The sequence below is a fragment of the Methylacidiphilum sp. Yel genome, assembly GCF_004421185.1.
Classification (GTDB): domain Bacteria; phylum Verrucomicrobiota; class Verrucomicrobiia; order Methylacidiphilales; family Methylacidiphilaceae; genus Methylacidiphilum.
The window spans coordinates 1-24,930 of sequence record NZ_LXQB01000002.1 but is presented as its reverse complement, the minus strand read 5'-3'; the positions used below and the strand labels follow the sequence as shown (position 1 = coordinate 24,930).

Genomic DNA, 24,930 nt, shown 5'->3' with positions numbered 1-24,930 from the left:
CAGGGACGGCTGACAATCGCCCCGTCCTCACCCAGTCTTGCCAGATGAGGAGCGTTCGCATGCTGATGTGTTTCTGGCAGCCACTAAATCGGCATGGAGCGTATACCCACAATGGACGCAACAAACAGCAGTCCCTTATTGGGCCGATTCTCCCGCCCAACATGCCCGCAAACCGGCCGTCTCTGGCTGGAGGAATCCGCATCCACCCAATCCGGCACTCCGCCCGACAGCCGAATTTTGTAAACCGTCTTGGCCTGTAGCTCCGCAAAACTCCAAGTGCTCCCCTTGCGGCTTTTGACGGAAACCTTCTCCGACTGTCTGCGCTCGGTTCGATGACGGATAGCCTTCAGCCACTCCATGCCTACCATCGCGTGTGGCTCCGCGATTGCTCTTCGCTTGGAGCGCACTTCGTCTACTGGCAGCACGCCCTTGGCCAGGTGCGGTGCCTTCGGTGTCCACCAAGATAAAAAGACATTTGCCTTGGGTATTGGATTCCACCGCGATGTTCCGGCGGTTCATGTCCACACCCTTGACTGTGGTGATGGGGCTTGCGGGTTCCGGTCCAAAGCCTTTTCGACGGCCTTGTCAAGCCCCTTAGCCGGGCCGATCCAGCCTTTCGCTTTATGGGCCGCGCCCGCTTTGGCGCGTTCCTAGAGGGTTTTGTAGGCCGAAGCCGCTTGCCTGGGCACGTTGCATGCCATTTAAGCTGGCAGCCCGAACCTCTTGCGCAAATCCTGGGACACCAGTCTTTGCAGTTTCATGCCTTGCGATATCTTCCCGCCCACAAAAGCAACAGTGGATGCGTGATTCAGGGGGGTTACGGAAAGCCAACGCCGTGCTCCGCACCGCCTCCTCCTGCTCTTTAGTGAGCAGGAGCTTCAGTTTGCACCTCAGCGATTGGGTGGCTGGCAATTCATTCATGTTCACGAGTATTATGTTTCAGTTGTAAAGCATCGCCGCTGCGCGGCGGCGCTATCCCTCTCCGCCTTGAAAGGCGGGGACTCCCGCGCAAATTTGTTGAAGAATCATTTATAATGAGTGAACTTTGATTTTTTTTTCTTGAAACTTTTCGATTGGTGATAAGCATTGTTCAGCTCTTTTTTTAAAACTTTTTATTAAATAGAATTCTGGGAAGATTCATTTTATAAAGGAAGTATGAAGCCACGTGTCGTTTTGATGAGCTGTTCAGATAAAGAGGAAGGAGAAAGATTGGCAAAACTTATTGTTAAAAAACGACTTGCTAGTTGTGTCAATATTATTCCCCTCGTTTATTCATTCTTTTGGTGGGAAAACAAACAGCAAGAAACACAAGAGGCTATGCTCATTGCCAAATCTTCAGAAGAAAAGTGGGAAGAGTTGATGCAGTTCATTAAGGAAAACCACAGCTATGAATGTCCAGAAATTATAAGTTTTGAACCATCTCAAGTGTTTCTTCCTTATTTACGTTGGTGGGAAAAGGAATTAACATAGACTAAAAAAATTGCTGCAATCAATCTGCCTATCTATTCAAAGAATTTGTGGGAGCACTTTCTCCAACCAACTGTGCATCAATGAGAATGGGAGTAATCTTAGTCGATAAATATTTTTCTAGCTCAGCTTCATCTTTAGGCAACAATGGAGGCAATTTATAATTTTTGGGAAGAATCTTCAGTCTCTTAGCTGCCTCGATAAATTCTGGAGTATAGAAATAAATATTTCTATGTTTGGTAATACTCTCAACCACCCACTTGGAAGTATTTTTTATTCCTATAGAGTTTATTTTGTGCATTAAGTTGACCTTTTCGATTTCAACAGCGATATCCCAAGGGATGCCCATGTTTGTCAAAGGAGGAATGGGAGATTCCGTATTCCTATCTTCGTATAGAAGATAAACCTTGCCATGAACAGATTGGATATAATAGGTAGTTCCCATATGGGCTTGGTCAGATGTTTCTATCTTTTCTAGAATATAATAGAGCGAACCGTTTTTTGATTTATGCTTTTGCAAGAGAATCACTGGCTTGTCATCGAAAAGATAACGCCAAATTTTAGGGTCAAATTCATAAGGTGCTTTAAGGTATTCAACTGATTTGTTTCCTACGGCTTCTAAATCAGGAACAAGAAAAACAAACACTGTTAACCAATAATAAAGGACCCAGAAGGGTTTAGCCATTTTGTGATAATATGGCGCCATTTTTCCCATTTATCTCCTATGACAGGCATTGCTTAAATGATGCTTTTCTAAATAGTCTTGATGATACTCTTCAGCGGGATAAAAAGGAGCAGCAGGGAGAATAGCTGTAGCAAGTTTTTTTCCAAAATATTTCGATTTTTCTAAATTTTCTTTGGATTGAATGGCTTCTTGTCGCTGTTCTTCATTATAATAAAAAATAATAGGTCTGTATTGAGAGCCAACATCGGGTCCTTGTCTATCAGCCGTTGTTGGATCATGGATTTGCCAAAACAGCTCCAAAAGTTTCTTATAGCTTATTATAGTGGGATCAAACAGCAGGTAAACAGTTTCGGCATGACCAGTCCTGCCCCTACATACTTGTTCATACGTAGGAAATGACACAGTACCTCCTGCATACCCTGCAACCGCCCAAATTACTCCTTCTACTTTTTTGAAATAATCTTGAATTCCCCAAAAACAGCCTCCAGCAAATGCGGCTTGAGAAAGCTTCCTGCCATCAGTTGTAACTTTGTCATAAAAAGACTGTGGAGTAAAAACAAGCGAAGCGGAATTAACACAATAACGAAGGCCAGTTGGCTTAGGTCCATCTTCAAAAACATGTCCAAGATGAGCTCCACAGCGTGCACAAAGAATTTCGGTACGAATCATGCCTAAGGAAAGATCGACTCTTTCCATGATGTTTTCCTTTGCAATAGGAGAGAAAAAACTTGGCCACCCAGTGCCTGAATGAAATTTGGAATCCGAAGAAAACAAGGGAAGTCCACAAGAAGAACATTTATAAATCCCTTTTTGATGTATATCGAGCAAGTCTCCACAAAAGGGAGCTTCCGTTCCAGCTCTTCTTGTAATGCGAAAAACTTCTGCCCCCAACAAATACCTCCACTTGGAATCATCAAACTGAATCCTTTGAGAAGACACTGGACCGACGAGTTTTCCATCAATATCGATAAAATATAATTGCATGCTATGTTCCTTTTTTGGCGTTGAGATCGCTTTAAATACAAAAACTGATCCTATAACAAATATTATAAATATAAAAATTAGCCCCGTATTGCTTCCTATGCTCCCAAGTCGATTGAAATTCATCAAATTTAATAATTTTTAACTTTATTCTTCATCCACTAGTGTATAAGTAGGTTAGCCATTATTAATCAAAACTTATAAAATAACAGTTTCAATTTTTTCCGTTGACGATGAAATTCACCATTTATAGTATATATAAACTTAATTTATCTTCAACTACGACAAAGGGAGGAGATATACGATGCCAAAAGTCGCAATCAATGGATTTGGGAGAATAGGAAGACTGATTTTAAGGGCAATTGCTGAGCAGAAGCTTTTAAACAAGTTAGAAGTTGTTGCAATTAATGATATAGTCTCAGCAGACAACCTTGCCTATCTACTAAAATACGACACAAACTATGGAAGAAGTCCTTTTTCAGTCAAAAGCTCTAAATCAAAAGACAACCTTGAAGAGGACGATTTACTTGAGGTCGATGGGCATACTATTCAGTGTCTTTCCATAAAAGAGGGTCCTGCGGCGATGCCCTGGAAAGAATTAGGTGTGGACATCGTATTCGAATCGACCGGTTTGTTTACTGCAGCTAGCAAGGCCATTGGCCATATCAAATCTGGAGCTAAAAAGGTTATCATTACTGCTCCTGGAAAAGAAGCAGATATTACCGTGGTCATGGGGGTCAATCATGAACAGCTCGATATGGAAAAGCATACGATCATTTCAAATGCTAGTTGTACAACTAACTGTCTAACTCCCTTGGTCCACGTGCTCCTGAAAGAAGGTTTTGGTATAGAAGAAGGATTAATGACAACCGTCCATAGCTATACGGCTTCCCAGAGACTTCAAGATGGTCCTTCGAAAAAAGATTGGAAGGGTGGAAGAGCTGTAGAAGGCAACATTATCCCCGCAACGACGGGAGCTGCCAAGGCCACTACACTAGTTATTCCTGAACTTAAAGGAAAGCTGACTGGAATGGCCTTTAGAGTTCCCACACCGACAGTTTCTGTAGTGGATCTTACGGTGAGAACTATAAAAGAAACAAGTTATGCTGAAATTTGTGAGGCTATGAAAAAGGCCAGTGAAAGTTATTTAGAAGGTATTCTTGGATATACGGAGGAGCAAGTGGTTTCCAGGGATTATTTGAAGGATTCACACTCCAGCATATTCGATGCGGGATCCGGAATTGCCTTGAATAGCCGCTTTTACAAACTGATTGCTTGGTATGACAATGAATGGGGATATTCCTGTCGCTGTGTTGATCTTGCTAAGTACATTGCAAGTCAGATCTAATCGTTAACTATTTAAAAAAAACAACTCTTTGATCTTGATCAAAGAAGGGTTCTTATACCCACCAAGAAAGGATTTATTGTGAAAATCACCATTCGTGATCTTTCTTTAAAAGGGAAAAGAGTTCTAGTCAGAGTTGATTACAATGTACCCTTGGAACTAGACAAGACCACCAATAGTTATGTGATTACGGATCAGACGCGAATCCTCGAAACACTAGAAACACTAAAGTACTTAATAGATCAAAAAGCCAAGATTGTATTGATCAGCCATCTTGGTCGACCTAAAGGCAAAAAGAATCCAAAAGAAAGCCTTGCGCCTATTGCTCCTCTTTTAAACAGATTACTTGGTGTTCCTGTTAAATTCGTAGGCGACTGTATTGGCCCAGAGGTAGATAAAGCAAAAGAACAATTAGCCGAAGGGGAAATTCTGCTTTTAGAAAATACAAGATTCCATCCTGAAGAAGAAAAAAATGATCCAGAATTTTCAAAGGCACTTGCTTCTCTCATTGATGTCTATGTTAATGACGCTTTCGGATCAGCTCATAGAGCTCACTCCTCCACTGAGGGCGTCAGTCATTTTGTCAAAGAAAAAGCCATTGGATTTTTGATGGAAAAAGAACTGAAATACTTAGGTCAAGAGTTAGAAGCCCCAAGAAGACCTTTTGTTGTTATCTTAGGTGGAGCCAAAGTTTCAGACAAAATAGAGGTTATCAACCGCCTTTTAGAAAAAGCTGATAGCCTGTTGATTGGCGGTGCAATGGCCTACACTTTTCTCCTAGCTTTAGGACACAAAGTTGGCAATTCTCTTGTAGAACCCGATAAAATTTCTGTGGCCACTGAAGCCCTAGCAAAAGCAAATGAAAGAAATATAAAGTTTTTGCTCCCTATCGATCATCTTGTCACCACATCGATCGATTTCGAACAAAAAATAGCCAAATCCCTCGAATGGACTACTGGTATTGACATTCCTGAAGGAAGGCTTGGGGTAGATATTGGACTTCAAACCATGCAGTCTTACGGTCAGGAAATCAAAGGCGCAAAAACCATTTTATGGAACGGGCCTATGGGCGTTTTTGAAATCCCTGGTTGTGAAAAAGGAACTTTTTCGATAGCTAAAAGCATTTCTGAAAATCCTTCAGCTATTAGCATTGTAGCAGGTGGGGATTCGATCAAAGCGTTGCATCAAAGTGGATTATCCAATAAAGTAAGTTTCATATCAACAGGAGGTGGAGCGACACTAGATTTTCTCAAAGGAAAAGTACTTCCGGGCATAGCCTCTATTCCGGATAGATAATCAACAGCCTATGAATACCCGAAAAAAAATTATCGCCGGAAACTGGAAAATGAATAAAACTGTTTCCGAAGCAAAAGCTTTTGTCCAAGCCCTTCTTAAGGAATTAGGCGACTATTCAGCTGCTGATATAGTGATCTGCCCTCCTTTTACGGCTCTTCAAGCCGTCAGTGAATTACTGAATCATTCTTCTCAAGTGCGTCTTGGAGCTCAAAATTTATATCCCGCTTCTCACGGTCCTTATACCGGAGAAATTTCTCCTTGGATGCTTAGGGAATTTTATTGCCACTATGTCATTGTTGGACATTCAGAGAGAAGAATTCATTTAGGAGAATCCGACGAGTTCATCAACAAAAAGGTCAAAGCCGCTTTATCAGCCTCTCTTCATCCTATCCTCTGTATCGGAGAAGCTGCTGAAGAACGACAAAGAGGCATTTGGAAAGAAAAAATACTATCCCAATTAGAATTAGGTTTAATGGCCATAGAAGAAAAGCAGGTGGTCGATTGTATTATTGCTTATGAGCCGATCTGGGCCATCGGAACAGGCAAAAATGCTACTTCAGAACAAGCCCAAGAAGTTCATTTTTTTATTCGGGAGCAACTGACAAAGTTTTTTTCTGATCAAATTGCTCAAAAAATCCGGATCCAATATGGTGGAAGTGTGACTCCGCAAAATGCCCAAGAGCTTCTTGCTTGCCCCGACATTGATGGCTTACTTATAGGAGGGGCAAGCCTTGACGTGCACTCCTTTTCCTCGATAATATTGAACAACAAATTATAAAAATATATGTATGATTTTTTAATCGGTTTTTTTCTGGTTCTCTACATTATTACCTGCCTTTTTCTTGTATTTGTCATCTTGATGCAAAGGAGTAAGCAGGAAGGCTTAGGTGCCGCATTCGGTAGCTCTGTCACCGATACTTTATTTGGAGCTCACACCTCTTCCATACTCATTAAAATAACGGTTTGGCTTTCTGGCATATTCTTTTTTCTTTCGATATTATTAGCATTTCTCTATGCTCATCGAGCTAGCAGCCAAACAACTATTCAACAAAAGCTACATAAAGCCGATGTGGAGCAGCACCAAAGGCTTCCATCGAAAAAATAACCCAAAACTATTGTTGTTAACCAGTCTCAAAACTCTTTTACTACTTTTTCCTCTGTTTGGCTTTTTTTTCTTATCCAGTTGTAAAGTAAAATCGACAGCTGATCAAATCGTCATCATCAACGGACCAGAACCTGAATCTTTAGATCCTCACGTTATAACAGGCCAATTAGAGGGAAGAATTGTCAAAGCCCTTTTTGAGGGACTGACGGCATGGAATGCAAAAGGAGAGATTATCCCAGGAACTGCCGAAAGATGGGAATGTTCGGCCGATGGTAGATGTTATCGGTTCTATTTACGTAAGACTTTCTGGACTAATGGAAAACCAGTTGAGGCAAAGGATTTCGTCCTTTCCTGGAAGAGAGCCCTCGACCCCAATCAGGGATCTCGATACGCAGATCTATTTTTTTGGATTACTAATGCAAAATCTTATTATGAAGGTAAAATCAACGACTTCTCATTGGTCGGCATCAAAGCTATTGGGCCATCTATATTAGAAGTACAACTTGAGGATCCGATCCCTTTTTTTCTTCAGCTTGTCGCTGAGCCTGTATTCTTTCCGCTTCCCATTGACACAATCCATCTCTATGGAGAGGATTGGATAAAAGTTGGGAAAATCGTTTCCAATGGTCCTTACATTTTGGATGAGTGGAAGATTAATGATAGGATAGTCCTTAAAAAAAATCCTCATTATTGGGCGCAATCCTCGATTAAAACAAAAGAGCTTGACTTACTCACCACAACTAAGGCTTCGACTGCTTTTAATCTTTTCTATTGCGGAATTGCCGATCTTATTCTTGACAAGGGACTCGTTCCTACCTTTTTTATAGAAAAAATTCGACAAAAGCCCTATTTCCACTCCTCACCAATTTTTGCGACTTATTTCTATCGATTCAACACCAAACGCAAGCCTTTGAACGACAGCCGGATTCGCCGTGCACTAGCTATGGCCATTGATAAAACACGCCTTGTTAGAACAATTACTCGAGGGGGAGAACTGCCAGCCGGCTCTATCACTCCCCCTGGAATTCCAGGATATAACTCGCCTTCCGGTCTTCCCTACAATCCAACAATGGCCCAAAAGCTTCTGGCTGAAGCCGGATATCCAAACGGTAAGGGGTTCCCTCCCCTTTCTATACTTTATAACTCTGGAGAATTAAACGAACAGATAGCTACGGAAATTCAAGCAATGTGGCAAGAAAATTTAGGCATCCATGTTGGATTGAGGAATCAAGAATGGAAAGTCTATCTTAATTCACTTTCTCAGCTTGATTTTGATATTGCTAGATCAAGTTGGGTCGGGGACTATGCCGATCCCACAACATTTTTGAATCTTTTTACCCAATTTTCTTCTAACAATGAAACAGGATGGTTTAACAACCGATACGAAGAGCTGCTAACAAAAGCACAAAAAGAAGTTAATCGTTCCTATAGATTCCAAATCTTGCAATCCGCTGAAAAAATCTTGGTGGAAGAAGAACTTCCCATTGTCCCCCTCTATTTTTATTCAGGTATCTTGCTTTATGATCCAGAAAAAATTGGCGGCATTGAACCCAATCTTCTCGATGAACACCCTCTCTCAAAACTATTTCGCAAGAACTAGCAAAAAAATAAATATTGGCTTTTATGGTCTTGGTCCCGCCTCTTTTCCTTATGTTAATTACCAGCTGGCTGAATTAGGCAAAAAAAATTTGGCTCTTGTTTTTCCACCGACTTCGTTATTGCGTCTTGGGCGCATTGCAAGAGCCTGCAAAAAAACTGATTCCTCATTGACCATCTTTGGCTATAGCAGAGGAGCCATTTCAGCAATCAATCTCTGCAAGATGCTAACTAAACAAAAAAAAGTGGACTTCCTTTATCTTATAGATCCCATTGCCTTCTGCACCAATCGTCTTAGGGTTCCTGAAAACGTAGTTCAGGGATTTGTCTGCTATCAAAGAAATGGAGCCAGAATCCCCTTTCTCTTTGGCCGCTTAGGAAAAGGAATAGCTGATTATGTTTTTTGTGGTCAAAAGACAAAGAATTTTATCATAGAACAAGCTTTTAAAATTGACCCATCAACAGTAGTTATGCATGAAGATATGGTTGAGTATTGCTTACTCAAAGCAAAAATAACTCTCATCTCCCTGCTCAACGAAGCGTAGGATCCTTCAAAACGCGTCTTACAACGTAAGGTAAAATCCCTCCATGAATGTAATAATTAAATTCAGCTTCATTATCAATCCGGCAGACTAAGGAGATATTTTTTACTGTTCCGTCAGTTTTTTTTATTTCTAAAAGTACGCGCTGTCCCGGCCGAATGAAATCTCTGGATTGAGGAATAGAAAACAGTTCCGAACCGTCTATACCCACCGATTTGCAACTTTGACCAGGTTCAAACTGAAGGGGCAAAACCCCCATACCAATCAAATTACTTCTGTGTATTCTTTCGAAACTTTCTGCGATTACTGCTTTGACTCCCAAAAGTTTGACCCCTTTAGCAGCCCAATCCCGAGAGCTTCCCGAGCCATATTCTTTTCCAGCAAACACAATCAGTGGCACCTGCTCTTCTTTATAAAGCATAGCTGCTTCATAGATTGACATCTCTTTCCCATCAGGCAGATGTCGGGTGATTCCCCCTTCTTTTCCCCCAACCATAAAATTTTTCAGTCTTACATTCCCAAAGGTCCCTCTTACCATTACATGGTGATTTCCACGACGCGATCCAAAACTGTTAAAATCTTGAAAGGCTACTCCTTTCTCTAAAAGATAACGACCAGCAGGTGAATGTAGAGGAATTGTGCCGGCCGGAGAGATATGATCAGTAGTAACAGAATCCCCAAGCAAGCATAATGTTCTAGCATTGATAATAGGAGTAGGTTTTGGCTTTTCAGAATAGATAGCCTCCTCAAAAAACGGAGGATACTGAATGTAGGTATTTGACGGATCCCAACAATACAGTATTCCTTGTTGATAATCGATTCTAGACCAAGAATCATTTTTTTCTAAAAACTCTTCATAAAGTCTACGGAAGCTATCCGGTTGAATGGTTTTATTCATCACTTCACGAATTTCTTCAGAACTAGGCCAAATATCTTTTAAAAAAACCTCTTTGCCATTTTGATCCCTGCCTAGTGGATCTTCCAAAAGATTTTTGAAGAGAGAACCTGCAAGCGCATAAGCAATAACCAAAGGAGGAGACATGAGAAAATTGGCTTTTACTGAAGGATGAATCCTAGCCTCGAAATTTCGGTTTCCAGAAAGAACGCTGGCAACCACCAGATCGTGCATTTTTATTGTCTGCTCAATTTCCTCAGAAATAGGTCCGCTATTTCCAATACAAGTTGTACATCCAAAGCCAACAATGCTGAAGCCAAGCTTATCCAAGAATTCTTGAAGTCCGCTTTTTAATAGATAATCTTCAACGACTCTAGAACCAGGAGCAAGAGAAGTCTTCACAAATCCAGGGACCTTCAATCCCTTGAGAACGGCTTTTTTTGCCAACAGTCCTGCAGCTATCATCGCAATAGGATTAGAAGTATTTGTACAACTAGTAATAGCGGCGATGACAATAGAACCATCTCCAATTTCAGTTTGCCCATTACTATCTCTAAAAGGATAGGAATGGATTCTATATTTTTTTTCTATCTGTTGAGGGTCCTTGCCGTAGCCCTGTGAAAGAGCTGGCCGAGTCAATAAGGAATAAAACTTTTGTGGAAGTTCAGAAAGAGAAATTCTATCTTGTGGTCTTCTAGGTCCAGCCACCGATGGTTTTACATTACCCAAATCAAACTCAAAGACATGAGAATAAATGACATCTGAAGTTTCGGTATGCACTCCAAAAAGATTTTGAGCTTTATAGTACTTTTCGATCAAATCTATCCAATGCTGCTCTCTGCCAGTTTGCTTGAAATAGAAAAGGACCTGCTCATCGATTGGGAAAAAACCCATTGTTGCTCCATATTCTGGAGCCATGTTTGCAACGGTCGCTCTATCTGGTACAGACAATGAAAGAATACCAGGACCAAAAAATTCAACGATTTTTCCAACGACCCCTTCTTGTCTCAATCTTTCAGTAAGAGCAAGGACAAGGTCAGTTGCAATGACCCCTTCTTTGAGAGTCCCAATTAATCTGACCCCAACCACTTCAGGTATAGACATGTAGTAGGGTTCTCCAAGCATGGCTGCTTCAGCTTCAATGCCTCCCACTCCCCACCCAACGATTCCAAGTCCATTAATCATTGTGGTATGGGAATCAGTTCCCAACAAAGTATCAGGATAAAGTACTGTTCTCTGAGCTTCTTTTTTGCTTAGAACACCTTTAGCCAAATATTCTAGGTTAACTTGATGACAGATGCCTATCCCAGGAGGAAAAATTCTAAAACGCGAAAAAGCTGACTGCGCCCATTTCAAAAAAGAATATCTTTCTTTATTTCTTTCTAGTTCCTTTTCTAAATTATATTGAAAAGCCCCTTTGATCCCAAAAGCATCCACCTGAATGGAATGATCAACAACGAGATCCACTGGTATAAGTGGTTCAATGGATCGTGGGTCTTTTCCCGCCTTTTGCACAACATCTCTCATCGCCGCTAAATCAACTAACAAGGGAACACCAGTGAAATCTTGGAGAAGGATCCTTCCGACATAAAAAGGAATTTCATCCTTTGCAGGAGCGGGCCAAGCAAAGAATTTTTCAACATCTTCTTTTTTGGCTTTACCTTCACAAGCGTTTCGAAGAACAGATTCCAGGATGAGCCTCAAAGATAGGGGAAGTTTATCTAATTTGGGGAAAAACTGACGCTGAAGCTCCGGAAGGCTGTAATAAGAAAAATTCCCCTCCAATCCCGCCACAGAAAAGGACTGTACAATTCCAGTAAAAGAAAAAAAAGAATTCATAGATCTATAAAATATATCAATGTTTTTTTCTTTTTTGTTATGAATTTTACAACTTTATCAAGAAAAATCATTTTTCTTTTAAACTTTTAGAATAATCTAAATTATTAAAGTAACAATCCATGAAGAAAACAAATAGACAATCAACTCTACAACTTAGCACTTCTCAAGAAGATTATCTCAAAGAAATCTTTCTCCTTTCTGAAAGAGGAGAGCCTGTCACCACTTTAGCGCTAGCACAAAAAATTGGGGTCAAATCAGCCTCCGTCACTGATATGATCAAAAAACTCATGGAACTGGGGTTAGTTCAAAGAAAACCCTATCAAGCCATCTATCTTACCGAAGCAGGCAATCGCGTCGCTTTAGAAATCCTTCGACATCACCGTCTCCTGGAAACATTCCTAGCTGAAAAATTGGGCTACCGCCTCGATGAAGTACATGGGGAAGCTGAACAGTTGGAGCATGTCATTAGCGAACAATTTGAAAAAGCAATCGCTAGGATGCTTGGTCATCCTCGAAGGGATCCTCATGGCGACCCTATTCCTACTTTTAACCTGGTGATGCCAACCGACACCACTGAAAGAACACTTTACTCTCTTAAAAAAGGAGATAGAGCTCAAATTACAAGAATCATGTTACAGGACAGACAATCCTTAAAACATTTCAAGACCCTTAACTTGCTGCCAGGCACCATCATCACAGTCTTAGACAAATTCGAAGACTGCATGCAGCTTTCCATCTTGGGACAAGAACAAAAACCAATAAAAATTCCTCTCTCTATAAGCGAAGAAATCATGATTGTCCCTTCTTCCTTAATAAGCGGAAAAACCCAATAACTTTTAAACTTCCCTTCTTACTGCGGTCTTCTTCTTTAAAGATAAATGAAAAAAACAGAAAGAGAATTTCAACTAAAACGTTCTCAAATTGATTCTTGGGTCATACAAAGAGCAAAGGAAATTCTTGAAGGAAAAGAACCCAAAATAATAAACAGGTTTTTTCCTTTCATTGGACCAGCCTTCATTGCAGCCATTGCTTATATCGATCCGGGAAACTATGCTACCAACATAGAAAGTGGCTCAAAATACGGATATACTCTTCTGTGGGTGGTCCTTCTTTCTAACCTGATGGCAATATTTGTCCAATGGCTTTCTGCAAAGGTAGGGATGGTTACTGGAAAAAACTTACCTGAATGGATAAGAGATTCAATTCAAAGCCCCTTTTTTAGATATTTTTACTGGATTCAGGCTGAAATCATGGCTATAGCCACGGATCTTGCTGAATTTATTGGTGCCGCTATTGGCTTTAAAATTCTTTTTGGTTTTCCTCTCATTTGGGGTGCTTGTCTAACAGCAATCACCACTTCCCTCATTCTTTATCTACAAAAAAGAGGTTTCAGACTGATGGAACTAATCGTTGGTGCTTTCGTGGGGATAGTCGCCCTGTGTTACCTGCTCGAATTGTTTATAGCTCACCCAGATAGGAATTCTATCCTTTATGGATTGTTCATTCCACATTTTCAATCTCCAGAAAGCATCTATTTGGCAGCCGGTATTCTTGGAGCCACCGTCATGCCCCATGCTATCTATCTTCATTCTGCCTTAACCCAAGACAGAATTTCTACAACTGATTGCTTAAGCAAAAAAAAATTACTTCAGTATTCTTTGGTGGATGTTTTTTTGGCCATGGGAATTGCTGGTGGTGTTAATATGGCCATGCTGATTGTTTCCGCCGCCATTTTCCATCAAGGGAATATCGCTCCTAATGGTTTGGAAATGGCTTATCAAACTCTCATTCCTGCCCTTGGTTCTTTTGCATCAACCATTTTTGGACTTTCTTTGCTCGCTTCGGGTATTTCTTCATCCGCTGTAGGAACGCTAGCTGGACAAGTGATTATGCAAGGCTTCGTTCATTTTACCTTTCCAATATGGTTTAGAAGGCTCTTTACCATGTTGCCAGCGATCTTTTCTATTTTTCTTGGCATAGACAGCACCAAACTTATGATTTTTTCTCAGGTGGTACTAAGCTTTGGGATCGGCTTTGCGCTGATCCCTCTTCTCCTTGTGAATCAGAATAAGGCCATTATGGGAGTATTTAGCGCAACTCCCTTAGTATCTATAATAGGATGGGCCATTGCTCTCCTTGTCATTCTGCTAAATATATTTCTTTTAGTAGATTCAATATCGAAAATTTTTTAAAATCACAAACCGGTGATGATTTTATCTGTTCATTCCATACAAATAATAACTATTTAGTGAAAGTAATTTAAAACAATCCGATATGAATAACTCCTCAACGCCTCTTTTGCCTTCTTCTAAACCTCATTATCCTAGCCTTTTTAGCGATCTAGACATCCATCATTTTAAGCATGGAACCCTTTACAACCTTTACGAAAAATTAGGATCCCATCTTACAAGTTGGAAAGGAGAAAAGGGAGCGTACTTTTCGGTCTGGGCTCCCAACGCTGAATCAGTCTCTGTGATTGGTAGCTTTAACCAGTGGGATCCAAAAGCAAATCCTATGGTTTTCAGGGAGGATCAAAGTGGTATATGGGAAATCTTTATTCCTGGGGTCGTCAAAGGGGATCTCTATAAGTACTATATTAAGTCCAAAGCCAATGGAATTGTTACGGTCAAAGGTGATCCTCTTTCTTTTTTATGGGAAACTCCTCCCAAAAGTGCATCTATTGTTTGGAATTTAGACTACACATGGCTCGATAAAGAATGGATGGATAATAAAGAAAAAAACAATTGTTTAAATTGCCCATGGAATATTTACGAAGTGCATCTTGGATCATGGCAAAGAAAAAAAGAAGAAGACAACAGGTTTTTGACCTATAGGGAGATTGCCCCTCTGCTAGCCAAGTATGTCAAAGAAATGGGCTTTAGCCATGTCGAATTTCTCCCCGTAATGGAACATCCATACTATGGATCCTGGGGTTACCAGTGCTTGAGCTATTTCGCTCCTACCAGCCGCTATGGGACACCTCAAGATTTTATGTTTCTCATCGATTATCTGCACCGAAACAGGATTGGAGTGATTCTAGATTGGGTTCCTTCTCATTTTGCCACCGATGGGCATGGTTTAGGATTATTCGATGGAACACACCTTTATGAGCATGCCGATCCCAGACAGGGCTATCATCCAGACTGGGGAAGCTATATTTTCAATTATGGAAGATATGAAGTTAAAGAATTTCTAATTAGCAGTGCCCGTTTTTGGATCGAAAAATATCATGCAGATGCTTTGAGAATTGATGCGGTCGCTTCAATGCTTTACCTCGATTACTCAAGAAAGCCAGGAGAGTGGATTCCCAATAAATATGGAGGAAACGAAAATCTCGAAGCCATAGCTTTTCTACGTACCCTAAACGAAACCCTTTATAAAGAATTTCCTGGTATACAGCTTATTGCTGAGGAATCTACGGCTTATCCGTTGGTCACACGACCTGTATATGCCGGAGGTCTTGGGTTTGGCTTCAAGTGGAACATGGGCTGGATGCATGATACTCTCTTTTATTTTTCTCTCGATCCCATTTATAGAAAATATCACCAAAATCGGCTAACATTCAGTGCCTGGTATGCTTTTCAAGAAAACTTTATTCTTTCCCTATCCCATGATGAAGTGGTCTATGGAAAAGGCTCTTTGCTAAGGAAAATGCCTGGAGATAACTGGCAGAAATTTGCAAATTTACGAGCCCTATTTTCTTACATGTACTTTTTTCCTGGGCATAAACTGATCTTTATGGGTGGAGAATTTGGGCAATGGGATGAATGGTATCATGAAAAAAGCCTTGACTGGCATTTGGCCTCTGAAGGATTCCATAAACAGCTCCAATCAATGGTGAAATACCTCAATTTCCTTTATAAATCCGAAAAAGCCCTCCACGCTAATAATTTCTCTCCCAACGGCTTCTATTGGATAGACTTTTCAGATTATGAAAAAAGTATCATAAGCTTCATAAGAAAATCTCCTGATGAAAAAGATCATATTCTTTGTGTTTTTAATTTCACTCCTGTTCCAAGGCTCAATTATCTAGTAGGAGCCCCTTTCGATGGATTTTGGAAAGCAATTTTCAACAGCGATGCCCTGGAGTATGGTGGCAGTGGTTTAGTCTTTACGAAAGGAGAAATGGCTTCGCCCCTCGTTTGGCAAGGCCAACCATATTCTCTTTCTCTTACCCTCCCTCCTCTTGCTTGTATCGCCTTTAAAAAAACGCATGAAGATTAGCTCAAAAATTAAACTTGCCGCTTTCCTTCTTTTCATCCTTATCGGGACGCTAGGATTTGAAATGGCTTGGGTCTCTGCTTTATCCTTAAAAAATATCCAACAGATTCAGCTTCTCTCTGAAAAAATTCGATTGCTCAATGACATCAAATTGCTTGGATACAAGCTAATCAAAGAAATATCCGATTATATCGATGGCCAGAACCCTTATGACAAAACTGATTATTTCTATTTTTCGACTCTCATAAACCAGAAGCTTGTTTCGATTGAGTCTCTTTTTTCAGACAATGAAGAAAAGACTTCCTTTGAGGCTATTAAAGAGCAGTGGAAGAATTTGAGTAGCTGTAGTTTAAGCATACTCGAAGAGGCTACAAAATTAACTAGCAAAGAGCATTTGGAAGCCAAAAAAGAGGAAATAGAAAAAAAGGAATATTATAAGTTTGACAAAATAATCGCTGACATTCAAAACAAGGTCTATTTACAAGCAATTAATAGTATCGCAGAGAAAGAACAACAATTGGTGAGCTTTAGTCAAACTGTTTTTCCTCTCAGCTTCCTTTGCAGTGGAGTGATTCTATGGTTGGTCTATAGATGGCAAAATCTCGGCATTTCTCTTCCTTTGCAAAAACTGATCGAAGTTGTTGAAAATGGAAAAGCAGAGCCCAAAAAAATAATTTTCCCCTCATTCCATGGAGAAATAGGAAAACTATCAGAGGCCTTCGCCCATCTTTTTGAAAAGATCGACAAATTTCAAAGTAAACTTATTGAATCAGAAAGAATAGCCTCAATTGGAGCTATGGCTGCAGCTGTTGCTCATGGAATTAAAAACCCTCTTTCAAGCATACGGGCTTTAGCTGAAGTCTCTTTACTTCAAGACAATCTGGATGAATCCGCAAAAGAAACTCTTAAAGAAATCATGAAAGAAACGGATACCCTTAACAGTAGAATTAATCATCTTCTTTCCTACACAAAACCATCAGTTCCCAATCGCCATCCAACCAATCTGAATGATCTATTAAGGGCGCTCATTCCTAGTATTTCTCGAACACCATCAAAGGCTATAACCATCGATTTGCAACTGGATCCTTCCTTACCACCTATCCTTTCTGATTCCTCTCAAATTGAACAAGTGATTATAGAGCTGCTTGCTAATGCTATCAACGCAAGTGAAAAAGGCGGTTTAATTCAAATAATCACCCGCTCTGATCCCGCTCAGAAAGAAGTCCTTCTTGAAATTGTTGATCATGGTCAAGGCATCCCTACTGCTATCATCGACACAATCTTCCAACCTTTTTTCACAACATCTCCAGAAGGAACTGGTCTCGGTCTTGCTATTGCTAAAAGATATTCCGAACAAAATGGCGGACTGTTGACCATACAAAGTGAAGTAGGCAAAGGGACTATTGCCAGTATTAAGTTTTCAAGCTTTAATGGCTAAGGATAAAATCAATGGGACTTACTGTTCTTGTTGTTGAGGACGAAAAGAATCTGGCTCTTTCTTTAAAACGGTTTCTGGAAAACAAAGGCCATGAGACCACCGTTTGTTTCGATGGAGATAAAGGCTTAAGCCAATGCCTGGAAATGAATCCTGAGCTGCTCCTCGTTGACTGCCGCCTGCCAGGAATGGGAGGCATTGAGCTGTTAAAAAAAGCAAAAGCCCTTAATCCAAATCTCTATTCAATTGTTTTTACGGCTTTTGGATCGATCGAAGATGCTGTGGAAGCCATTAAGTTAGGATCTTTTGATTATATCCAAAAGCCGATTGATCTTCAAAGATTAGGTCAATTAATTCTAAAAATAGAGGAAACCGTTCGGTTAAAAAGAGAAATTGACTATTACCGAAAAAGAGAAGAAACTGAGCTAATTGGCTCTTCCCTAGCCATGACTCGTGTTAGGGAAACCATTCAAAAACTTGTCGCTCTTCCTTTGGAGAAGTCACCTCCATCCGTATTAATCACCGGAGAAACTGGAACGGGTAAAGAAGTTGTCGCCCGTCTGCTCCACAGAAAAAGTTCCCGATCAGACAAAGCTTTTATTCATGTTAATTGCATTTCTCTTCCAGAAAATCTCGTTGAAGACGAGTTGTTTGGACATGAGCAGGGTGCTTTTACGGGAGCTAGAAATGCAAAGCCTGGCTTGATGGAAGCAGCCGATAGGGGAACGCTTTTTTTGGATGAAATCGGAGATTTTCCAATCAATCTGCAGGGAAAATTACTAACAGCCATAGAAAGCAAAAAAATTCGTCGCTTGGGCAGTGTTAAGGATAGGGAAATTGATCTTTGGATTATTGCTGCGACAAATAGAAACCTAACAGAAAAAGTCCGCTTAGGATCCTTCCGCCCTGACCTTCTCTACCGACTGAACGTTGTTTCCATCTATTTGCCTCCTTTAAGAGAAAGAAGAGAGGACATAGCCGAGCTTTCCAACTATTTTCTTAGAAAATACGCTGCTCATTATGGAAAAAATATTCAAGGATTAGGGAAAGAAGTAATAGAGACTTTTCAAAACTACAGTTGGCCTGGAAACGTTCGGGAACTTTCCCATAAAATCGAGCAAGCCGTCTTATGGTGTGAAGACAATATCATTAGCTTAAGGCATATTGATGCAGTCTTAAAAAAAAGGTTTCAAGACAATAGCTTCTTCCCCCAACCTTTTGTTGATAAAAAAGAACTCATAAAGTGGCTACTTAACGAACCATTCTCTTTGAAAGCATTTGAAGGAGAATTAATAAAAACGGCTCTAGAAAAGACACATGGGAATTTTTCTCAAGCAGCACGCCTTTTAGGGGTAACTCGAGACTGGCTTAGGTATAGAATTGAAAAAAAAATGTTCGATGCTGATTGAGCTTCTGCTTTCCTCCAGTTTTCCGCTTTCGCAAAGTTGAGACATATAGGAATGCCAGGGCAAATAGGTGTTTTCCTAGAGAACGTTACGGGTTCGCCTCCCATTCAGAGAATGGGAGAAATATCCTCTATATTCCATCTATTTTTTTTGGCTTGCAAAGGAGCATTCATAGATCTAGTATAAAAAGGTTAGAAGTGGTATGTAGGCATCCTGCTTCGGCAGGGATAACGGATAGAGAACCATAGCGGGGGGGCTTGCTAAGCGTTCAATTCCTATAAGGGTTGTGGAAGATTAACAAAGGATTGAAAGTTTATAGAAAAAAGCCGATTGTCTTTTATGCACTCGTGGCGGAATCGGCAGACGCGCAAGCTTGAGGTGCTTGTGGGTTTTCCCGTGGGAGTTCGAGTCTCCCCGAGTGCATTTTGTATTGGATAGATGTTTTTCTTCCCTTCTCATTCATTTCTCCTTTAAACTTTAGTCCTACTGACATACATGGACAGCCACTTTTTCCACAGAACAATGCATAGAGAGCTAATAGAAAAATTGGAATACGCTCCACCTCCGCTTTGGTGGAAGGATGCCATCATTTATGAAGTCCATGTCAAATCATTTTTTGATGGCAACGATGATGGGATTGGTGACTTCATAGGAATGACTCAAAAACTGGACTACATCAAGTCGATTGGAGTGAATGCCATTTGGTTATTGCCTTTTTATCCTTCTCCTTTGAAAGATGACGGATATGACATATCTGATTACTGCGCTGTGCATCCTGATTATGGAGAGCTAAATGATTTCAAAATTTTTTTAAAGGAAGCTCATAAGAGAAACTTAAGAGTAATCACCGAGTTAGTTATTAATCATACTTCTGATCAACATCCATGGTTCCAAAGGGCTAGGAATTCTCCTGTGGGAAGCAATTACAGAAACTATTATGTCTGGAGTGATAATCCGGAAAAATTTAAAGAAGCTCGAATAATTTTTAAAGATTTTGAATCATCCAATTGGACATGGGATGCTGTAGCAAAAGCTTATTACTGGCACCGTTTTTATTCTCATCAACCGGATTTAAACTTCGATAATCCTGAGGTTAAAAAAGAAATATTTAAAATTATCGATTTTTGGCTTGGAATGGGAGTCGACGGGTTGAGATTAGACGCAGTGCCTTATCTTTTCGAACGGGATGGAACCAGTTGTGAAAATCTGCCTGAAACCCATCAATTTCTTAAAGAACTCCGCAGCTATGTTGACACTCATTATGCAAATCGGATGCTTCTTGCAGAAGCTAACCAATGGCCGGAAGATGCCGCAGCTTATTTTGGTCAAGGGGACGAATGCCATATGGCCTTCCATTTCCCACTCATGCCACGGATTTTTATGGCGATGCGAATGGAAGAAAACTATCCTATAGTGGATATTTTAGAACTAACGCCCCCTATTCCTGATTGTTGCCAATGGGCCACTTTCCTTCGTAATCATGATGAATTGACCTTAGAAATGGTCACCGATGAAGAAAGAGACTACATGTACAGGGTCTATGCGAAAGAATCTCGAGCAAAACTCAATCTAGGAATTCGGCGAAGACTTGCTCCGCTCCTCGACAACAACAGAAAAAAAATGGAACTCATTTTTATGATTCTCTTTTCTCTCATGGGTTCACCAATCATTTACTATGGGGATGAGATCGGCATGGGAGATAACATCTATCTAGGAGATCGCAATGGAGTTCGAACCCCAATGCAATGGTCTGAAGAAAAAAATGGAGGCTTTTCAAAGGCTAATCCTCAACGACTCTATTTGCCACTGATCATAGATCCTGAATATCATTACCAGGCCGTTAATGTGGAATTGCAACAAAACAACCTCTCTTCCTTTCTTTGGTGGATCCGTCGTGTAATCAGCATGCGGAAAAAATATCTAGCGTTCAGCCGTGGAACCATAGAAATCATCAATCAAAGTAATCCTAAGGTTTTAGCTTTCATTCGAAAATACAAAGAAGAGATCCTATTGGTTGTTATAAATCTCTCCCGTTTTACTCAAGTGACGGAAATCAGTCTACCTGATTGTATAGGCTATATTCCAACGGAAACTTTCGGTAAAGCTACCCTACCAAAAATAACCGAAAACCCTCTTCTATTTGTCCTTTCTCCCTATGCTTATTTCTGGTTTTCTCTCAATCCATCCTATGACTCTTCTCCTCAACAATTGGAAAGAGTTTCAACGATCGCTCTTGAAGAGGTCCCTTCGCCATCCTTTTGGTTAAGTTCAGAGGGGGAACGTTTTGCTTCCAAAGTCCTGCCCTTATACCTTTCTCAGTTTAGGTGGTTTAACTTTCTGGGCAAAAAGCTGCTGCGGGTAGAAATACAGGACGCAATTGAATTAAAAGCCCTCCAATTTTTAGGAGAAGATATACAGTGTGTGTTGTTTGCTTTTTATTACGATGTAGGAAATCCAGAACCATTTTTCTTTTTTCTGAAAAAAAATGAAGCAAAAGACGTTGATGAAATCGGAAAGAAAAATCCAGAGTGCGTGTTTTGCAAATTCAAAGAGAAGGAACAGGAGGGACTGCTTACTGATGCCATATATGAATCGACATTTCGTTCCTGGATGCTTGATTGGATTGCTTCTGGCAGACATATAAACTTAAGAAAGGGTAAAGTGGTGGCAAAGCCTTCTTCAAAACTTGAAGAAACTTCTAGAGAAGGACAACTGCCCATTTCCTCTCAAGTGCTTCCTGACAAACAAAGAAATTTGTTGATCAACTTTGAAAATAAAATAATGTGCAAGTTTTACAGACCACTCAACGAGGGGATCAACCCTGAAATAGAAATTTTAGAATATCTAGAATCTAAAGAAAGCCTTCCTTTCTTCCCTAAGTACCTTGGAAAGGTTGAGTTTTTATCCACAGATGGAATGGTCCATTCTTTATGCTTGGTAGAAGAATTCATTCCTAACCAAGGAGATTGCTGGCAGCTGACCATCGATTCTTTGAGTCGATATTATGAGAGAGTCCTCGAATCAAAACAGTTGTTTTCATCTCCTAGAGACCTCCTAAAGATGGATCCTTTACGGTGGCCATCCGAATGTAAGGAAATTCTGGAAGGAACTTATGTTGAAAAATTACGGGCGATCGCTGAAAAAACTGCCATGATGCATAATTGGCTTTCAGCTGAAAACAAAGATCCAAACTTCTCCCCTGAACCGTTCACAACATGGTATCAACGTAGCCTCTTTCAATCGGCCATGGAGTATCTTTTGCGTCTACAAAGACAATTGTCGAAAAACATTAAGGATTTAAAAGACAAAGAAATTTTAGGCTTTTATGAAAAAATAGATGTCATTGAAAAACAACTTCAACAGATTCTCCATTCTGGCAATTACGGGTTAAAAATTCGGATTCATGGGGATTTTCACTTACAACAGCTTTTGTATACAGGAAAAGATTTCGTAATCATCGATTTTGAAGGAGAAACAGAAATCCCATTTAGCCAGAGAAAGTTAAAAAAAACACCGCTAAAGGATATTGCTAGTATGATCTTTTCTCTCTATTTAGCAGCAATTTCAGCTCTTGAATCCTCCCTGCTGTTTTCTCAAGATAAGCCATGGCTAGAAGATATTTCGCTCTGCTGGCATAGGTATGCTACAGCCGTTTTTTTCAACCGATACTTAGAAGTGGCAAAGCCTGAAATCCTTCCACAAACAAAAGAAGAAAAAGAACGATTGCTCCACTTTTGCTTGCTAGAAAGAGTGCTCTATGAAATAGAATATTCCTTGAAAAGATCTTTAATGAAGGAAGCCTCCTTTTTATGCAAAGCAGTTCTGTCTTTTCTTAATTTTCCATTAACCTTGATCAGCCAAGCAAAAACCATGCCAATGGCTAAGACTCAATGAAGAAGTAATTCAATAAGGACCGTTTTCTTTTCTCTCACCATGGCAGAAGAACAACTTTTTTTATGGACATAGTTTAAGGATTATGGACATGTTGTCTTCTATAATTCCAGTAGGTTCAATTTGTTCTAATGATGCAGTCTCTTTTGTTGTATGGGGCCCTTTCCTTTCGGATTGCGCTGTACACATCTATGAACCAGAAGATCTAACCATCCCTATGGAAAAAGATAGTCGAGGATATTGGAGGGGCTTACTAAAAACCCACGAGAAAAAAAACAAAATTAGGTATAAATACAGAATCAATAAGCTAAAAGAATATCCCGATCCAGCTTCTAGATATCAGCCATACGGTGTCCATGACCGATCCGAAGTTATCGATTTTTCAGCAATTAAAAAGAGTGCATTCACTGAAAAAAGACCCTCTTTAGATGACTACATTATCTATGAATTGCACGTGGGAACATTCACTCCACAAGGAACTTTTGAGGCAATCATACCCAGACTACCAGTCTTAAAAGAATTAGGAATAAACGCTCTAGAACTTATGCCTGTTGCGCAATTTCCAGGAAAAAGAAATTGGGGATATGATGGGGTTTATCCTTTTGCCGTTCAGAATAGTTATGGAGGCCCATGGGGATTGCGCAAATTAGTGGATAGTTGTCATCAGCTCGGCATGGCAGTGGTTCTTGATGTTGTATATAACCACTTAGGTCCGGAAGGTAATTATTTTAGTCAATTTGCTCCTTATTTTACCCAAAAATATAAAACACCATGGGGAGAGGCCATTAATTATGACGATGCTTTTTCTGACGAAGTTAGAAATTTTTTCATATATAATGCTCTTTTCTGGTTTTCTGAATATGATATAGACGCTTTAAGGCTGGATGCGATTCATGCCATTTATGACGAAAGCGCGTATCTTTTTCTTGAGGAATTAGCCGATAAAACAACAGAATTTTGTCACACATTCAATAAAACCCATTATCTTATTGCCGAAAGTGATAGGAATGATCCCAAATTCATTTATCCGAAAGCCTTTGGTGGCTGTCATCTCCATGGACAATGGTGTGATGATTTTCATCATGCTTTGCACGCTTTTATAACCAAGGAAACAAAAGGATATTATTCTGATTTCGGCACCCTTTCACATGTTGCAAAAGCTTTTAAGCAAGGATATGTCATTGATGGTTGCTATTCTTCCTATAGAAAACGCAAGCATGGAAGAAAACCCCTACATGTCAAAAGAAGCCAATTGATCGTTTTTTCCCAGAATCATGATCAGATTGGAAATAGGTATTTAGGAGAAAGACTTTCTTGTCTCATTGATTTTAGTGAACTCAAAATGATTTGTGTATTAACTCTTCTTTCAGGCTTTATTCCGCTTTTGTTCATGGGGGAAGAGTATGGAGAAAAAAACCCTTTTCTCTACTTTGTCGATCATGGGGATCCCAATCTTCTAGAAGCAGTTCAAAAAGGAAGACTGAAAGAGTTCGCAGATTTTCATGGAGACAAAGAAGGATATAATGCAACAAAACAAGAAGCTTTCAACAAATCTATTATTAATTGGGAATTAAGGACTGAAGGGACACACGCCATCTTATGGAAATTGTATCAGCATACAATTGCATTACGTCAAAAATATAAATCTTTAATATGCACTGCAAATATCTCTCCTATTGTAAATTTTAATGAAGAAGAAAAGCTCTTTTTCTTTCTTTTTAATAACAAGCAGAAAAGTCTTCTTGGAATAACTAACTTCGACTCAGTAGAAAGGAGATATTTGATCGAGGAAGAAGTCTATCCATTGGAAAAAATTCTTGATCTTGCTGATGAAAAATGGAGCGGACCAGGATCCATTTCTCCTGACCAATTAGTTGCCTCACCCACATATATTCCGATCAGTCCAAAAAACATCGTTCTTTACTATAGTTGTTGAAATTTCTTACCACTAAATACGGTGGATGGCCATCAATGCTACATTTTGGCACAATTGCGCCCAAATTGGTTTGATGTCCAAGACCTCTGAAGACCGCCAAACGATCGCTTATACCTACTTTTTAGCCACAATCAAAAAGAGGTTTGCCTCTTCTACTGGCTCTAGACCACTACCCCATGTTTGGTGAAAATCGCCTGATTTTGGGGGTGCTCCAGAGGAGAGGGAGCCATTTTTGCCGAAACATAGTTATACATTATGAATAATTATTATGAATAAATCTTTTAAAGTAA

Annotated in this window: 17 protein-coding genes and 1 tRNA gene; 15 read left to right on the top strand and 3 right to left on the bottom strand. The window is 40.0% G+C overall.

Going from position 1 to position 24,930, the window contains the following annotated elements; translation table 11 throughout:
* Nucleotides 1-1,155: 1,155 nt before the first annotated feature.
* Nucleotides 1,156-1,470, top strand: coding sequence for a divalent-cation tolerance protein CutA (gene cutA, locus A7Q09_RS00315; RefSeq protein ID WP_134389343.1), 315 nt, complete (start codon nucleotides 1,156-1,158; stop codon nucleotides 1,468-1,470).
* A 28-nt stretch (nucleotides 1,471-1,498) separates the two neighbouring features.
* Here cutA and A7Q09_RS00310 read toward each other — a convergent pair whose 3' ends face one another.
* On the bottom strand, nucleotides 1,499-2,182 hold the full coding sequence (locus A7Q09_RS00310) for a hypothetical protein (protein WP_244228423.1): 684 nt from the start codon (nucleotides 2,180-2,182) through the stop codon (nucleotides 1,499-1,501).
* Nucleotides 2,183-3,136 carry a bifunctional methionine sulfoxide reductase B/A protein gene (locus A7Q09_RS00305; RefSeq protein WP_244228422.1) on the bottom strand — a complete coding sequence of 318 codons (954 nt, stop codon included), beginning with the start codon at nucleotides 3,134-3,136 and terminating at the stop codon, nucleotides 2,183-2,185.
* A 301-nt stretch (nucleotides 3,137-3,437) separates the two neighbouring features.
* Between A7Q09_RS00305 and gap the strand changes: the two genes are divergently transcribed.
* The 6 genes from gap to A7Q09_RS00275 all read left to right on the top strand — a co-directional run bounded on the left by gap (nucleotide 3,438) and on the right by A7Q09_RS00275 (nucleotide 9,020).
* On the top strand, nucleotides 3,438-4,481 hold the full coding sequence (gap, locus tag A7Q09_RS00300; RefSeq protein WP_134389340.1) for a type I glyceraldehyde-3-phosphate dehydrogenase: 1,044 nt from the start codon (nucleotides 3,438-3,440) through the stop codon (nucleotides 4,479-4,481).
* A gap of 75 nt (nucleotides 4,482-4,556) precedes the next feature.
* The gene (locus A7Q09_RS00295; protein WP_134389339.1) at nucleotides 4,557-5,774 is read left to right on the top strand and encodes a phosphoglycerate kinase; all 1,218 of its coding nucleotides are present in this window, start codon (nucleotides 4,557-4,559) and stop codon (nucleotides 5,772-5,774) included.
* Between the two features lie 10 nt (nucleotides 5,775-5,784).
* Nucleotides 5,785-6,552: a triose-phosphate isomerase gene (gene tpiA / locus A7Q09_RS00290; RefSeq protein ID WP_134389338.1), complete on the top strand. Its 768-nt coding sequence runs from the start codon at nucleotides 5,785-5,787 to the stop codon at nucleotides 6,550-6,552.
* Nucleotides 6,553-6,558: 6 nt separating this feature from the next.
* Nucleotides 6,559-6,879, top strand: a complete 321-nt coding sequence (gene secG, locus A7Q09_RS00285; protein ID WP_134389337.1) for a preprotein translocase subunit SecG — start codon at nucleotides 6,559-6,561, stop codon at nucleotides 6,877-6,879.
* Nucleotides 6,842-8,479: a peptide ABC transporter substrate-binding protein gene (locus A7Q09_RS00280; protein ID WP_134389336.1), complete on the top strand. Its 1,638-nt coding sequence runs from the start codon at nucleotides 6,842-6,844 to the stop codon at nucleotides 8,477-8,479. Before secG ends, A7Q09_RS00280 begins: the two co-directional genes overlap by 38 nt.
* The gene (locus A7Q09_RS00275; RefSeq protein ID WP_244228420.1) at nucleotides 8,424-9,020 is read left to right on the top strand and encodes an alpha/beta hydrolase; all 597 of its coding nucleotides are present in this window, start codon (nucleotides 8,424-8,426) and stop codon (nucleotides 9,018-9,020) included. Before A7Q09_RS00280 ends, A7Q09_RS00275 begins: the two co-directional genes overlap by 56 nt.
* Here the strand turns inward: A7Q09_RS00275 and acnA are convergent.
* On the bottom strand, nucleotides 9,007-11,751 hold the full coding sequence (acnA, locus tag A7Q09_RS00270; RefSeq protein WP_134389335.1) for an aconitate hydratase AcnA: 2,745 nt from the start codon (nucleotides 11,749-11,751) through the stop codon (nucleotides 9,007-9,009). The two genes, A7Q09_RS00275 and acnA, sit on opposite strands and share 14 nt — an antisense overlap.
* Nucleotides 11,752-11,870: 119 nt before the next feature.
* Between acnA and A7Q09_RS00265 the strand changes: the two genes are divergently transcribed.
* From A7Q09_RS00265 to treZ, 8 genes are all read left to right on the top strand, one after another.
* Nucleotides 11,871-12,584 carry a metal-dependent transcriptional regulator gene (locus tag A7Q09_RS00265; RefSeq protein WP_134389334.1) on the top strand — a complete coding sequence of 238 codons (714 nt, stop codon included), beginning with the start codon at nucleotides 11,871-11,873 and terminating at the stop codon, nucleotides 12,582-12,584.
* A gap of 45 nt (nucleotides 12,585-12,629) precedes the next feature.
* On the top strand, nucleotides 12,630-13,943 hold the full coding sequence (locus A7Q09_RS00260; RefSeq protein WP_134389333.1) for an Nramp family divalent metal transporter: 1,314 nt from the start codon (nucleotides 12,630-12,632) through the stop codon (nucleotides 13,941-13,943).
* Between the two features lie 82 nt (nucleotides 13,944-14,025).
* Nucleotides 14,026-15,975: a 1,4-alpha-glucan branching protein GlgB gene (gene glgB / locus A7Q09_RS00255; RefSeq protein ID WP_134389332.1), complete on the top strand. Its 1,950-nt coding sequence runs from the start codon at nucleotides 14,026-14,028 to the stop codon at nucleotides 15,973-15,975.
* Complete coding sequence (locus A7Q09_RS00250; protein ID WP_134389331.1) at nucleotides 15,965-17,410, top strand: ATP-binding protein; 1,446 nt, start codon at nucleotides 15,965-15,967, stop codon at nucleotides 17,408-17,410. Before glgB ends, A7Q09_RS00250 begins: the two co-directional genes overlap by 11 nt.
* Nucleotides 17,411-17,421: 11 nt before the next feature.
* Nucleotides 17,422-18,816: a sigma-54 dependent transcriptional regulator gene (locus A7Q09_RS00245; protein ID WP_134389330.1), complete on the top strand. Its 1,395-nt coding sequence runs from the start codon at nucleotides 17,422-17,424 to the stop codon at nucleotides 18,814-18,816.
* Between the two features lie 338 nt (nucleotides 18,817-19,154).
* Nucleotides 19,155-19,236: transfer RNA gene (locus A7Q09_RS00240), tRNA-Leu, on the top strand.
* 99 nt (nucleotides 19,237-19,335) lie between these two features.
* Complete coding sequence (treS, locus tag A7Q09_RS00235; RefSeq protein ID WP_166791868.1) at nucleotides 19,336-22,707, top strand: maltose alpha-D-glucosyltransferase; 3,372 nt, start codon at nucleotides 19,336-19,338, stop codon at nucleotides 22,705-22,707.
* An 88-nt stretch (nucleotides 22,708-22,795) separates the two neighbouring features.
* Nucleotides 22,796-24,640 carry a malto-oligosyltrehalose trehalohydrolase gene (gene treZ, locus A7Q09_RS00230; protein WP_244228419.1) on the top strand — a complete coding sequence of 615 codons (1,845 nt, stop codon included), beginning with the start codon at nucleotides 22,796-22,798 and terminating at the stop codon, nucleotides 24,638-24,640.
* Nucleotides 24,641-24,930 lie beyond the last annotated feature (290 nt).

Coding starts and splice junctions, on each gene's coding strand:
- cutA (WP_134389343.1), top strand. CDS start 1,156: ATGAAGCCACGTGTCGTTTTGATGAGCTGTTCAGATAAAGAGGAAGGA.
- A7Q09_RS00310 (WP_244228423.1), bottom strand. CDS start 2,182: ATGGGAAAAATGGCGCCATATTATCACAAAATGGCTAAACCCTTCTGG.
- A7Q09_RS00305 (WP_244228422.1), bottom strand. CDS start 3,136: ATGCAATTATATTTTATCGATATTGATGGAAAACTCGTCGGTCCAGTG.
- gap (WP_134389340.1), top strand. CDS start 3,438: ATGCCAAAAGTCGCAATCAATGGATTTGGGAGAATAGGAAGACTGATT.
- tpiA (WP_134389338.1), top strand. CDS start 5,785: ATGAATACCCGAAAAAAAATTATCGCCGGAAACTGGAAAATGAATAAA.
- secG (WP_134389337.1), top strand. CDS start 6,559: ATGTATGATTTTTTAATCGGTTTTTTTCTGGTTCTCTACATTATTACC.
- A7Q09_RS00280 (WP_134389336.1), top strand. CDS start 6,842: ATGTGGAGCAGCACCAAAGGCTTCCATCGAAAAAATAACCCAAAACTA.
- acnA (WP_134389335.1), bottom strand. CDS start 11,751: ATGAATTCTTTTTTTTCTTTTACTGGAATTGTACAGTCCTTTTCTGTG.
- A7Q09_RS00265 (WP_134389334.1), top strand. CDS start 11,871: ATGAAGAAAACAAATAGACAATCAACTCTACAACTTAGCACTTCTCAA.
- A7Q09_RS00260 (WP_134389333.1), top strand. CDS start 12,630: ATGAAAAAAACAGAAAGAGAATTTCAACTAAAACGTTCTCAAATTGAT.
- glgB (WP_134389332.1), top strand. CDS start 14,026: ATGAATAACTCCTCAACGCCTCTTTTGCCTTCTTCTAAACCTCATTAT.
- A7Q09_RS00250 (WP_134389331.1), top strand. CDS start 15,965: ATGAAGATTAGCTCAAAAATTAAACTTGCCGCTTTCCTTCTTTTCATC.
- A7Q09_RS00245 (WP_134389330.1), top strand. CDS start 17,422: ATGGGACTTACTGTTCTTGTTGTTGAGGACGAAAAGAATCTGGCTCTT.
- treS (WP_166791868.1), top strand. CDS start 19,336: ATGCATAGAGAGCTAATAGAAAAATTGGAATACGCTCCACCTCCGCTT.
- treZ (WP_244228419.1), top strand. CDS start 22,796: ATGTTGTCTTCTATAATTCCAGTAGGTTCAATTTGTTCTAATGATGCA.